The sequence below is a fragment of the Streptomyces tirandamycinicus genome (assembly GCF_003097515.1).
GTDB lineage: Bacteria > Actinomycetota > Actinomycetes > Streptomycetales > Streptomycetaceae > Streptomyces > Streptomyces tirandamycinicus.
The window spans coordinates 3,093,779-3,106,593 of sequence record NZ_CP029188.1; the positions used below are offsets into that span (position 1 = coordinate 3,093,779).

At 74.6% G+C, this 12,815-nt stretch carries 10 protein-coding genes; 5 read left to right on the forward strand and 5 right to left on the reverse strand.

Annotated elements, in window-relative coordinates; all coding sequences use genetic code 11:
* Nucleotides 1–65: 65 nt before the first annotated feature.
* Nucleotides 66–449, reverse strand: coding sequence for a cold-shock protein (locus DDW44_RS33190; protein WP_017946048.1), 384 nt, complete (start codon nt 447–449; stop codon nt 66–68).
* A 158-nt stretch (nt 450–607) separates the two neighbouring features.
* Between DDW44_RS33190 and DDW44_RS13625 the strand changes: the two genes are divergently transcribed.
* Nucleotides 608–892 carry a hypothetical protein gene (locus tag DDW44_RS13625; protein WP_108906609.1) on the forward strand — a complete coding sequence of 95 codons (285 nt, stop codon included), beginning with the start codon at nt 608–610 and terminating at the stop codon, nt 890–892.
* 174 nt (nt 893–1,066) lie between these two features.
* On the opposite strand, the gene DDW44_RS13630 is transcribed toward DDW44_RS13625, so the two are convergent.
* Nucleotides 1,067–1,708, reverse strand: a complete 642-nt coding sequence (locus DDW44_RS13630; protein ID WP_018889558.1) for an HAD family hydrolase — start codon at nt 1,706–1,708, stop codon at nt 1,067–1,069.
* 130 nt (nt 1,709–1,838) lie between these two features.
* Nucleotides 1,839–2,861, reverse strand: a complete 1,023-nt coding sequence (locus DDW44_RS13635; RefSeq protein ID WP_108906610.1) for a hypothetical protein — start codon at nt 2,859–2,861, stop codon at nt 1,839–1,841.
* Nucleotides 2,862–2,937: 76 nt separating this feature from the next.
* On the opposite strand from DDW44_RS13635, the gene DDW44_RS13640 reads away from it, so the two are divergent.
* The 3 genes from DDW44_RS13640 to DDW44_RS13650 all read left to right on the forward strand — a co-directional run bounded on the left by DDW44_RS13640 (nt 2,938) and on the right by DDW44_RS13650 (nt 9,360).
* Nucleotides 2,938–6,036 (forward strand): helicase C-terminal domain-containing protein, encoded by a 3,099-nt coding sequence (locus DDW44_RS13640; RefSeq protein ID WP_244224026.1) that lies wholly within the window; start codon nt 2,938–2,940, stop codon nt 6,034–6,036.
* Nucleotides 6,037–7,259: 1,223 nt separating this feature from the next.
* Nucleotides 7,260–8,903: a DNA repair helicase XPB gene (locus tag DDW44_RS13645; protein WP_108906611.1), complete on the forward strand. Its 1,644-nt coding sequence runs from the start codon at nt 7,260–7,262 to the stop codon at nt 8,901–8,903.
* Between the two features lie 175 nt (nt 8,904–9,078).
* Nucleotides 9,079–9,360: a type II toxin-antitoxin system RelE family toxin gene (locus DDW44_RS13650; RefSeq protein WP_108906612.1), complete on the forward strand. Its 282-nt coding sequence runs from the start codon at nt 9,079–9,081 to the stop codon at nt 9,358–9,360.
* A 192-nt stretch (nt 9,361–9,552) separates the two neighbouring features.
* Here DDW44_RS13650 and DDW44_RS13655 read toward each other — a convergent pair whose 3' ends face one another.
* Nucleotides 9,553–9,741 carry a hypothetical protein gene (locus DDW44_RS13655; protein WP_017946030.1) on the reverse strand — a complete coding sequence of 63 codons (189 nt, stop codon included), beginning with the start codon at nt 9,739–9,741 and terminating at the stop codon, nt 9,553–9,555.
* 353 nt (nt 9,742–10,094) lie between these two features.
* On the opposite strand from DDW44_RS13655, the gene DDW44_RS13660 reads away from it, so the two are divergent.
* Nucleotides 10,095–12,038, forward strand: a complete 1,944-nt coding sequence (locus DDW44_RS13660) for a HelD family protein (protein ID WP_244224208.1) — start codon at nt 10,095–10,097, stop codon at nt 12,036–12,038.
* A gap of 37 nt (nt 12,039–12,075) precedes the next feature.
* Here the strand turns inward: DDW44_RS13660 and DDW44_RS13665 are convergent, their stop codons facing one another.
* Nucleotides 12,076–12,765: a copper homeostasis protein CutC gene (locus tag DDW44_RS13665; RefSeq protein WP_017946028.1), complete on the reverse strand. Its 690-nt coding sequence runs from the start codon at nt 12,763–12,765 to the stop codon at nt 12,076–12,078.
* Between the last annotated feature and the right edge of the window lie 50 nt (nt 12,766–12,815).

Below are 12,815 nucleotides of genomic sequence, written 5' to 3' on the forward strand. Positions count from 1 at the left end.
ACGCCGCGCGCGCTCCGGCCCGGCGGCCGCGCCCCGGCCCCGGTCTGCCGCGCGGGCCCCGGCGGTCAGACGTCGAGCTGGTCGGCGACCGCGCGCAGCAGACCCGCGATCTTCTTGCCGTGGGCCTTGTCCGGGTAGCGGCCGCGCTCCAGCTGCGGGGTGATGTTCTCCAGCAGCGTCGTCAGGTCCTGCACGATCGACGCCAGCTCGTCCGGCTTGCGGCGCTGCGCCGCGGCCACGGACGGGGTCGGGTCGAGGACCGTGACCGAGAGTGCCTGGTCACCGCGCTGGCCCGCGACGACGCCGAACTCGACCCGCTGGCCGGGCTTCAGGGAGTCGACTCCGTCAGGAAGCACCGACGAGTGGACGAAGACGTCACCGCCGTCGTCGCGGGAGAGAAAGCCGAAGCCCTTCTCGCTGTTGAACCACTTGACCTTGCCGGTAGGCACGTCTGTCCTCGTCCTCGTACTCGTCGGGAATTGCGAAAAACGGTCTGGATAGCACTGCAGCGGGCCGCCCGACCCGCCACCACACAAGGCTAATGGTCCGAGGGCCACTGACAAGACGTCCCCGGTGGTTCCTACGCGCTGGGAACTACCCTGGTCGAGTGACTCATGAAACCCAACCGAATTCGGCCGGTCCCGGCGACGGGCTCGTCCGGGCCGGCGCGATCGTCTTCATCGTCGGCACCGTGGCCACTCTCGTCACCGTGGCCCCTCTGTTCCTCGGGACCGAGCCGTTCCCGACGGCCGCGTACATCGTGAGCATGCTGATGGGCGTCGGTTTCCTGATCGCCGGCATCGGTGTTCTCCGGTCGATCGCGGCGCAGCGCCGTCAGGCCCGCCCGTCAGCGCCGTCAGCGCCGTCAGCGCCGTCCGCCCCCTCCGTCTAGCGGTTGCGCCCGGCGATCCGGGCGACGCCGCGGCCCGGTGACCCGTCGTCCGGCACTGCGGCTCGGTGATCGCGCCCGGTCATCCGGTCGGCACTTCGGCCCGGTGAACCGTCCGGCGCCCGGGCCCGGTGATCCGGCCTGGTGAACCGTCCGGCGCCCGGGCCCGGCCCTGCGTCAGCCCGCCGCCGCCTCGGCCGTGTACCCGGCGAGCCAGGCGGGGAAGGCGTCGAGGTCCGGCAGGACGACATGCGCGCCCGCCGCGCGCAGCTGGTGCTCGTCGCACGGCCCGGTCGGCACGGCGACCGACAGCGCCCCGGCGGTACGCGCCCCGCGGACATCCCCGACGTGGTCGCCCACGTACACCCGGGCGCCGTGCTCGCGCAGCGCCTCCGCCTTGGCTTCGGCCCACAGCCAGCCGATGACTTCGTCGGGCTCGATGCCGAGATGGGCGAGGTGCATCGCGGCGTTCGGCTCGTGCTTGGCGGTGACGACGATCGCACGGCCGCCCATCGCCTGGACGGCGGCCACGGCCTCCCGGGCGCCGGGCATCGCCGGGGTCGGGGAGATCGCGTACGCGGGGTAGAGCTCGCGGTAGCGGTCGCCCATCTCCGGGATGCGGTCGTCCGGGAACCAGTGCGCGAGTTCCTGCTCCAGCGGCGGCCCCAGCCGGGTGACCGCGAGGTCGGCGTCTATCCACACCCCGGTCTCCGCGGAGAGCGCCCGGTAGGCGGCCCGGATGCCGGGACGCGAGTCGATCAGGGTCATGTCGAGGTCGAATCCGACCGTGAGGGGTCGCGTCAGCGGTTCCGAGGCCATGCAGGTCATTGTGCCGGGGGCCGGCGGTCGGCCGGGACCGAGGCAGGGGCCAGGACCGGGACCGGGGCCAGGGAGCGCGAGGGCCGGGGCCGGGGCCAGGACCGGGGCCGGGGAGCGCGAGGGCCGGGAGTCAGCGGCGGCGGGCGCGCCAGAGGAGGAAGAGGGCGGACGCCACCGCCGCGCCGCGGACGACCCACGGCCACGCCCCGGTCAGCGTCTCTCCCAGCGCCTCGCCGCCCGGGGCGATCGGGTCGCCCCACCGGCCCTCGACGCGGCCCCAGATCCAGACCGCCGCGCCCGTGGCCACGAGGCCCGGGATGCCGAGGACCGCCCACTTCGCCTCGGTGCGGGACAGGGTGCGGGTGGCGTACGCGAGGAGCCAGCCACCGGCCAGTGCCACCAGCGACCCCAGTACCGCGCCCACGGCGAGGAGCGTCGCGGCGAACAGCAGCATGGGGTTGCCGAGCGCGAGACGGACCGGCCCGCGCGGCGGCGCGGCCGGGGGCGCGGCAGCGGGAGCCCCGGCCCCTCCCTCGGCGCCCGCCGCCCCGGTGCGCCGCAGCCACCGCCGCATTCCGCGCCGCGGCGCACCCTCCTTCTCCGGCCCCCGGGCGACGCTCCCCCGCCCTTCCTCGCCCTCCCCGTCCCTGCGGGGAGGACGCAGCAGCTCCGGGATCTCCACGCCGCCGACGAACGCACCGAAGTTCGCGTCCTCCGGCCGCCCGCGTTCGATCCGCCACCAGTCGGGTTCCCGGACGCCCGGACCCGCTCCGGGCACCGCGGGGCCGGGGGACGTTTCCGGGGTGCCGGGGCCCTCCGGCACCGCCGTCCGCTGTTCCGGCACCGACGCGGGGGCCGTGTCGGCAGCGGACGCCGCCGCGTCCGTCCCGCCCTCCGGGAGTCGGCGCCGACTCCGGGGGTCCACCCCGGGGTTCGCGCCGTCCACCACCTCGTCCGGTGTGCCCAGCCGTCCGAGGATGCGCTGGACGGCCGCCGGGCTGTCGGTGCCGTACTTGGCGCGCTGCCGGTCGATCTCGTTACGCAGCGACGACACGAGCTGCATCCTGGTGGCGGAGGGCAGCTGGCGCTGCTGCGCCAGATCGCCGACCCGGCTCAGGTAGTCGAAGACAAGCTGATCGCTCTCGATCCCCACGGTGCCCCTCCACAGCGCGCCCGTCCCGGCGCCCGGTCCTGACGTTAGCGCCTGGACAGGGGCTAACGTGGGGCGGATGGGGACCGGTGAGCTCGATCGGGAGGCGCACGTGCCCGCAGGAACGTCCGCAGGAACGTCATCCGCAGGAACGTCGGCCGGAACACCGGCAGGACAGCCCGCGCGTGAGACGGGAGGCGCCGCGGCCGGTGCGCCGGGGCGCCCGCACGGCGGCACGGAGGCGCACGCGCCGGAGCACGCCCACACCGCCGCGGACGGACTCACACCCGCCGACACGCACGACAGCACGGACGCGCGCACGCCGACGGACACCCGCCACGGCACGGACGCCCACGCCGCCACGGACCCGCGGACACCGGCCGACACGAACACACCGGCCGGCACGAACACACCCGCGGACACGAACACACCCGCGGACGCGCGCAGGCACACGCAGGACGCCACGGACGCATCGCCCGGCACCGCGGACCGTACCGGCGGCCGCCCCGCCGCACCGCCCCGTACCCTCGCCGAGGCGCTGCGCGGCCGTGGTGACCGGGGTCTGGCCGCGCTGCTCCGCGCCCGCCCGGACCTGCTGAACCCCGTACCGAACGACCTGACGCAGCTCGCCACCCGCGCCGGCACCAGGGCCTCCGTCGTCAGGGCGCTGGAGCGGCTCGACCGGTTCGCCCAGCAGACCGCCCAGGCTCTGGCCGTGGCCGTGGAGCCCACCTCGTACGGGACACTGCTCGCGCTGCTCAGCGGCTACGACGGCGGCGACGGCCACGACGGCGACAGCGACAGCGAGGGCCGCGAGGGCGGCGGCGGCCCCACGGCCAATCCAGCGGCCAATCCAGCGGTCGAGTCGGCGGTCGAGTCGGCGGTCGAGGCCGCGCTCCCGCGCGCGCTCGGCCTGCTGCGCGAGCAGGCGCTGGTCTGGGGCGACGACGACCGGCTGCGGCTGGTGCGGACCGCGCGCGAACTGCTCGCCCCGTCCCCGCAGCACCCGTCCCCCACCGGCCTCGGTCCGACGGTCGCCGAGGCCACCTCGGGGATGTCACCGGGCAGGCTGCAGGAGATCCTCGCCGCGGCGGGGCTGCCGACGACGCATGACCCGGTGTCGGCCGTGGAGTCGCTGACCGCGCTGTTCACCGACCGGGAGCGGATGGCGGCGCTGCTGGACACGGCACCGGCGGAGGCCCTCGCGGTGCTGGACCGGCTGGTGTGGGGGCCGCCGTACGGGACGGTGGCTCCACCGGGGGGTTCCGCGGGCGGCTCCTCGGGCGCGGCGGACCCGACACCGGTGCAGTGGCTGCGGGACCGGGGGCTGCTGCTGCCCTCCTCGCCGCGGACGGTGGTGCTGCCGCGCGAGGTGGCGCTGCATCTGCGCGGGGGGCGGGTGCACCGCGAACCGGAGCCGGTGGCGCCGGAGATCCGGGCCGCGGCCGAACACCGTCCGCAGATCGTGGACAGCACGGCCGCGGGTCAGGCACACACCGCGCTGGCCACCGTGGAGGAGTTGCTGAAGGGCTGGCAGACGGGCGGACCGGCGGTGCTCAGAGCGGGCGGCCTGAGCGTCCGGGACCTCAGGAGGACCGCCGCCGCGCTCGACGTCTCCGAGCGGATCGCCGCCTTCTGGCTGGAACTGGCCTACGCGGCCGGGCTGCTGGCCTCCGACGGGGAGGCCGACGAGCGGTTCGCGCCGACGCCCGCCTACGACGAGTGGCTGGACCTGCCCGCCGCCTCGCGATGGACGGTCCTCACGACCGCCTGGCTCACCGCGACCCGGACTCCGGGGCTGGTCGGCGACCAGGACGCCAAGGGCCGTACGGTCGCGGCGCTCGGCCCCGACCTGGACCGCGGTGCCGCCCCCGAGGTACGTCACCGGGTGCTGGCGCTGCTGGCCGAGCTGCCCCGGGGCGCCGCCGCGGACCCGGTCTCGGTCCTCGCCCGGCTCCGCTGGGAGCGCCCGGGCCGCGCCCCGGCGTCCGCCCCCGGCACCCCCGAGCCCACGGATCTGCGCTCCCGCATCGCCACATGGACCCTGACCGAGGCGGAGCTCCTGGGCCTGACGGGCCGCGGAGCCCTCTCCTCCGCGGCCCGCACCCTTCTGTCCGACCCGGCCGTCCCCGACCCGGTCGTCCCCGACCCGGTCGTCCCCGAGACAGCCGTCCCCGAGAGGGCCGGAGGCGGACCCGCGCCGCAGCCCGTCCCGAGCGGCCAGGCCGGTCTCGCCGCCCGGGCCGCGCTCGCCGCCGGGGTGATCGCGCCGCTGCTGCCCGAACCACTCGACCACGTCCTCCTCCAGGCCGATCTCACCGCCGTCGCACCGGGCCCGCTGGAGCGCCCGCTCGCGGAGGCGCTCGGCGTCCTCGCGGACGTGGAATCGAAGGGTGGCGCGACGGTCTACCGGTTTACTCCGGCGTCCGTACGCCGGGCCCTGGACGGCGGGCAGGCCGCGGCGGACCTGCACGCCTTCCTCGCCAAGCACAGCCGTACCCCGGTACCCCAGCCGCTGAGCTACCTCATCGACGACGTGGCCCGCAAGCACGGCCATCTGCGCATCGGCGCCGCCTCCGCCTACGTCCGCTGCGACGACGACGCGCTGCTCGACGAGATCCTGGCCGACCGGCGCTCGCAGGGCCTGGGGATGCGCCGGCTCGCCCCCTCCGTGGTGGCGGCCCAGGCGGACCCCGCCACACTGCTCGAAGGACTGCGGGCCATGGGGTACGCACCGGCCGCGGAGTCCGCCGAAGGGGATGTACTGATCACCCGCGCCGACTCCCGTCGCACCCCGCACCGCACCCCGCCGGTCCCCGTAGCGGACGGGCCGCCGGTACCGGACGACACCCTGCTCGCCGCGGCGGTGAAGGCGATCCGGGCGGGCGACCAGGCCGCGACGGCCGTACGCAAGCCCGCGGCGCACACCGGCGCCGGTGAACTGCCCCGCACCAGCACGGCCGAGACCCTCGCGACCGTGCAGGCGGCCGCGCTCACCGGCAGCGCCATCTGGATCGGGTACGTCAACGCCGCCGGGACCGCGAGCCAGCGGGTCATCGCACCCGTCCGCGTCGAGGGCGGATTCGTCACCGCGTACGACCACACCGCCGACGAGGTGCGCACCTACCCCCTGCACCGGATCACCGGGGCCGCCGAGCTCGCGGACGACCCGGCCTGAACGCCCGTCCCGCACACGGCTCACCCGGGGCGGACGCGCCAGGCGCCCCGGCGATTTCGCGAATCATGCGGACAACCGGCGCGATTCCCGCCCCAGGGTGATCCCTTACCCACCGGGGGGCGACCTTCGGCATTCCGACGGGCGGCCGTGGGCAGCCACCCGGCGTCCCAGTGACGATCCCGGGCCGGTCCGGCCCCGGACAGCCGGAAGGAAGGTCATCCCATATGCGTCGTGTCACCACCGTCCTCGTCGCCGCAGCCGCGTTCCTGGGCGCAATGGCCACACACGCCTCGGCGGTCGGCATCGATCTCGGCGGCGGACTCACGCTGTAACCGAACCCGCGGGTCCGTGCCGATGGCGCGGACCCGCCGACGGCCGGGCAGCCCGCCGTGGGCCGCCCGCCGTGGGCCGCCGCTTCCGGGCCACTGCTTCCGGGCCACCGCTTCCAGGCCGCCCACGACGGCCACCGCAGCGCTCACCCCGGGGGGAGCGCCCTGCACAGAAAGGTGCCAGGTCATGCGCCGTATCGCCGCCGTCCTCGCGTCGGCCGCGCTCCTCGCCCTCGGTCTCCTCGTCCCCGTACCGCTCGGCGTCCAGATCGAGGGGCCGCTGATCAACAGCCCGCTGATCTGAGCCCGGCAGTCCGGTCCATGGCACGAGCCAGGGCACCTCCCGGGGCACGACCAGACGGCCCGGCAACGGGGGCCCGGGCCAGGGGGCCCGGGATAGGGGGGCCGGGATAGGGGGGCCGGGATAGGGGGGCCTGAGCAGGGGGCCGAGCTAGGGAAGGAGGCACGACCCGGGGGGGCCGGACAACGAGTACAGAGACCAGGACGGAGATCAAGACCAGGACAAAGACAGAGAACGGAGACGGGGGCAGAGGCGGAGGTGGAGACGGAGAACGGAGACGGAGGGGGAAGGGGAAGGAGAGGGGGAGGGGGAGACAGCGGCGGAGGCGGAGACCGACGGGGGATCTCAGGGAGGCACGACGGGCGCGGCTCCGAGGGGCGGGGCAGGGGCGCGGGGGCCGAAGCCACAGGCCGGCCACCGAGGCCTTCGGGCCGGGCTCCCAGGAGCCCGGCCCCGTACCGCGAAGGACGGTGCCCGCGAGATGGCCGCTGTGGCCGAGGCCACCCGGTCGCGGCGTCCGATGAGGCAAACTGGACGTTTGGCCGCACGGGATCGCCGGACCCGGGCGCAGGCCGCGATGAAAGGGCACCCACGTGAACGGGCCGCTTATCGTCCAAAGCGACAAGACTCTTCTGCTCGAGGTCGACCACGACCTGGCCGACGCGTGCCGCCGCGCCATCGCCCCCTTCGCCGAGCTGGAGCGCGCCCCCGAGCACATTCACACCTACCGTGTCACCCCGCTCGGACTGTGGAACGCACGGGCGGCCGGGCACGACGCCGAGCAGGTCGTGGACGCGCTCGTCGAGTTCTCCCGCTACCCCGTCCCGCACGCGCTGCTGGTCGACGTGGCCGAGACGATGGCCCGGTACGGTCGTCTCACGCTGGTCAAGCACCCCACCCACGGCCTGGTGCTGTCCACGACCGACCGCCCCGTGCTGGAGGAGGTCCTGCGCTCCAAGAGGATCCAGCCGCTGGTCGGCCCAAGGATCGACCCGGACACGGTCGCCGTGCACCCCTCCGAGCGCGGCCAGATCAAGCAGACGCTGCTGAAGCTCGGCTGGCCCGCCGAGGACCACGCCGGCTACGTCGACGGGGAGGCCCACCGCATCGACCTGGACGAGTCCGGCTGGGCCCTGCGCCCGTACCAGAAGCAGGCGGTCGAGGGCTTCTGGCACGGTGGCTCGGGTGTCGTGGTGCTCCCCTGCGGCGCGGGCAAGACGCTGGTCGGCGCCGGGGCGATGGCCCAGGCGAAGGCGACCACGCTCATCCTCGTCACCAACACGGTCTCCGCCCGCCAGTGGAAGCACGAGCTCGTGAAGCGCACCTCGCTGACCGAGGAGGAGATCGGCGAGTACAGCGGCGCGAAGAAGGAGATCCGACCGGTCACCATCGCCACGTACCAGGTGCTCACGACCAGGCGGAAGGGTGTCTACCCGCACCTGGAGCTGTTCGACTCCCGCGACTGGGGGCTGATCGTCTACGACGAGGTGCACCTCCTGCCCGCACCGGTCTTCAAGTTCACCGCGGACCTGCAGGCCCGCCGGCGGCTCGGCCTGACGGCGACGCTCGTGCGCGAGGACGGCCGCGAGTCGGACGTCTTCTCGCTCATCGGCCCCAAGCGGTTCGACGCGCCCTGGAAGGAGATCGAGGCGCAGGGGTACATCGCGCCCGCGGACTGCGTCGAGGTCCGGGTCAATCTGACGGACTCCGAGCGGCTCGCGTACGCGACGGCGGAGACCGAGGAGAAGTACCGCTTCTGCGCCACCACGGACACCAAGCGGAAGGTCGCGGAGGCGCTCGTGCGCAGGCACGCGGGCCAGCAGACCCTGGTCATCGGCCAGTACATCGACCAGCTCGACGAACTCGGCGAGCACCTGGACGCGCCCGTCATCAAGGGCGAGACGCCCAACTCCCAGCGGGAGAAGCTCTTCGACGCGTTCCGGAACGGCGAGATCTCGGTCCTGGTCGTCTCCAAGGTCGCGAACTTCTCGATCGACCTGCCGGAGGCGACGATCGCCATCCAGGTGTCGGGCACCTTCGGCTCCCGCCAGGAGGAGGCCCAGCGCCTCGGCCGCGTGCTGCGCCCGAAGGCGGACGGCCACAAGGCGCACTTCTACTCGGTGGTGGCCCGCGACACGATCGACCAGGACTTCGCGGCGCACCGCCAGCGCTTCCTCGCGGAGCAGGGGTACGCGTACCGGATCGTGGACGCGGACGACCTGGCCGCCGAGGGCTGACGGCACCGGCCCGGGCGCGGGTGTCCTGCCGCTGCCACTGCCACTGCCGTGTCCGGGGACAGGCGGTCGCTACGCTGGGCTCGGGCCCCGACCAGGCCGGTGCGCACGACGCCCGGCAGGCGCGACCGGACGGCACGCCGGGCGTCCGCCCGTACCACCGGACGAGGAGGACCCGATGCCGCACCACGAGAGCCACGAGGTGCTCTTCACGGAGTCGGCGGCCCGTGACCGCGACCGCTTGGACCCGGTGCGCCGGGCGTCGTTCGACAAGGCACTGGAGATCCTCGCCCGCGACCCGTACACCGAGCACTCCCGTCCGATAGGTCCCGGCGAACAGGACCGCGAGATCCGGCTGACCTCGCAGGTCGTGGCGGAGTACATAGTCTCGCGGGGACGGCTGCTGCTGGTCGTCCTGCGGATCTTCGACGACGCGGACATCCTGCTTCCGGAAGGCTGAGGCGCCGGCGCGGGCCCGTGGAGACGCCCCGGCTCAGCGGGCAGCTCTGGCACCTGCTCCCGCCACCGTGCCTGCCGCGGTCCCCGCCCCCGTGCCCACCGCCGTGGTCCCGCACCGCGCGGGCGGCAGGTGGACCGCTGCAGGCGGGCCGCTGCGGGCGAAGGCCGCTCAGCGCGGGCCCGCGGGCGGCGCTCAGCGGTGCCTGCGGACGCCGGCCTCCTCGCTGTACTCACCGAGGACCGCGACTCCGAACGCCGTGGCGACGAAGACCTTCACCGCGCGCAGCGCATCGCCGAGCCGGTGGGAGCGGTGGGCCGGGGCGCCGGTGGCGGTGGCTCCGCGACCGGGCCGGGACGCTGGGTTGAGGGTGGCTGCACTCATGTGACCAGGATGGTTTGCGGATGTGCGCACCACATCGGCCTGCGGGCCGAACGCCGGTGGGGAACGCGTACGACTTCCGGCAGAGGGCTCCCCTACGGGGCGGACCTGCCCCTGGAAATCCATTCGCCCCGGTAGGGCGGGCTGAGTAGAATCGCCCGCCTTGCCCGCCTCCCTCGCAGGAGTGCTGCCTCCCGGACGGAAACCGGGTGCGCTGTCATGTCCTACTTCTCCACCACCAACGTACCCTCGGAGGCAGCACCGTGCCCGCGCCCGAAGCACCCGTAGCACCGGCGCACGATCCCCTGGGCCGCGAACGGGCCCATCTGGCCGCGTCGCGCGCCGCCCTGCGCGAGATGCGCGAGGACGTCGAAGCCCTGGACATCCGCGACGTCACCGCGAACTGGGTGAACGCCGCCGTCCTGCAGTCGCAGATCAGCGAGCGGATCAGGTCGCTCGCGGATCTCGCCCACACCCCGCTGTTCTTCGGACGGCTGGACTACCGGCACGACACGCAGGAGGGGCAGCGCTTCTACATCGGCCGGCGCCATGTGCACGACGGCGGCGGCGACCCCATGGTGATCGACTGGCGGGCGCCGGTCTCCCAGCCGTTCTACCGGGCCTCCCGCAAGGATCCGATGGACGTGCGGCTGCGCCGCCGCTTCGGCTACACGGGCGGCGAACTGACGGCGTACGAGGACGAGCACCTGACCGACCCGGCCGAGGCGGACCGGACCAGCAGGCTGCTCCAGGCCGAGATCGAGCGTCCGCGCGTGGGCCCGATGCGGGACATCGTGGCCACGATCCAGCCCGAGCAGGACGAGATCGTACGGTCCGGCCTGACGGGCACGGTGTGCGTGCAGGGCGGTCCCGGTACCGGGAAGACCGCCGTGGGGCTGCACCGGGTGGCGTACCTGCTGTACGCGCACCGGGAGCGGCTCGCCCGTACCGGCACGCTGGTCATCGGGCCGAACCGGTCCTTCCTCCACTACATCGAGCAAGTGCTGCCCGCCCTGGGTGAGTTGGAGGTCAAGCAGGCGACGGTCGCGGATCTCGTCGCGCATGTCGAGGTACGCGGCGCGGACGAGCCCCCGGCGGCGCTGGTCAAGGGCGACGCCCGGATGGCGGAGGTGCTGCGGCGCGCGATCCGTTCGCATGTGACGACGCCCGCCGAGCCGGTGGTGGTGGTCCGCGGCTCCCGGCGGTGGCGGGTTCCCGCATACGAACTGGAGGACATCGTCGGGGAGTTGCTGGACCGCGACATCCGCTACGGCGCGGCCCGGGCCGCGCTGCCGCGGCGCATCGCGCACGCGGTGCTCGTCCGCATGGAGCAGGCCGGTGAGGCGCCCGACGACCGGGTGCAGGACGCGGTGGCGCGCAGCGCGTCGGTGAAGGCGGCGGTGAAGGCGATCTGGCCGCAGGTGGATCCGGCGAAGCTGGTGCTGCGCCTGCTGTCGGACCCGGCGTTCCTGGCGGAGCACGCCGAGGGGGTGCTGAGTGCGGAGGAGCAGCAGGCGGTGCTGTGGACCCGCGCGCCGCGCTCGGTCCGCTCGGCTCGCTGGTCCGCGGCGGACGCGGTGCTGATCGACGAGGCGAACGATCTCGTCGAGCGTACGCCGTCCCTCGGCCATGTGGTCCTGGACGAGGCGCAGGACCTGTCGCCGATGCAGTACCGGGCGGTGGGGCGCAGATGCACGACGGGTTCGGCGACGGTCCTCGGCGACCTGGCGCAGGGCACCACCCCGTGGGCGACGGCGAGCTGGGCCGAGGCGCTGACCCATCTGGGCAAGCCGGAAGCGGTGGTGGAGGAGCTGACGGCGGGCTTCCGCGTGCCCCGCGAGGTGATCGCGTACGCGTCCCGGCTGCTGCCCCACATGTCCCCCGGGCTGGCGGAGGTCCGGTCGGTGCGGGAGTCCCCCGGCTCTCTGGAGATCCGCCCCTCGCAGGGCGACGGGGACGTGGTCGCCGCGTGCCTGTCGGCGCTCCGGCACGAGGGCTCGACCGGCCTGATCGCCGCCGACGAACGGGTGCCGGCCCTGGCCGCCGCGCTGACCGGCGCCGGTGTCCCCTTCCTCGCCCCCGGGGAGGAGACCACCCCGGACTCCCGGCTCACCCTGGTACCGGTGTCCCTCGCGAAGGGGCTCGAGTACGACCGCGTGGTGCTCGACGACCCCGCGGCCGTGGTCGCCGCCGAGCCGGACGAGCGCACCGGCCTGCGCCGGCTGTACGTGGCGCTGACCCGCGCGGTCTCCGGCCTGACGGTGCTGCACTCGTCGCCCCTGCCGCCGCAGCTGGGGTGATCCGGGCGGAGGCCGCCGGCCGACCGGGGCCGGCGCCCTAACCGTCCACGGCCTCGCGCCACTCGCGCACCGCCGCCGCGTCCACCGGTGCCGACCATCCGCCGGGCCGCGCCGCGCCGCCGATGTGGAACGCGTCCAGACCGGCCGCGCGGAGGGCGGGAAGGTGATCGAGGCGGAGGCCGCCGCCGACCAGCAGCCGCGGCTCGTAACCGGGCTCGTCACGTCGCGCCGCCTCCGCCAGCAGCACGGGCAGTCCGTCGTCGACCCCCGACGCGCTCCCCGCGGTGAGGTACGTGTCGAGGCCGGGGAGGTCGGCGAGCTGCTTGCGCAGGGACGTGCGGTCGGCGGCGCGGTCGATGGCCCGGTGGAACGTCCACCGGCAGCCCTCGATCTCGGCGACCAGCCGTTCGACCGTCACGAGGTCGGGGTCGCCGTGCGCGTCGAGGAAGCCGAGCACGAACTCGTCCGCCCCCTCGGCCCGCAGTCCACCCGCGACCCCGGTGAGCGTGTCGACGTCGCCCGCCCCGAAGCCGTCCGCGAGCCGGAGCATCACCCGCAGCGGGATGTCCACCGCGGCGCGGACGCGGCCGAAGGTCTCCCGGGACGGGCTGAGCCCGTCCCGTGCCATGTCGCTGACCAGCTCCAGGCGGTCCGCTCCCCCGGCCTGCGCGGCGGCCGCGTCCCGCGCGTCGAGGGCGATCACCTCCAGGAGTGCACGCTTGCTCATGGCTCATCCTCCGCCGGTAGACGCCAAAATAGGTCTAGTCCAATATCGGG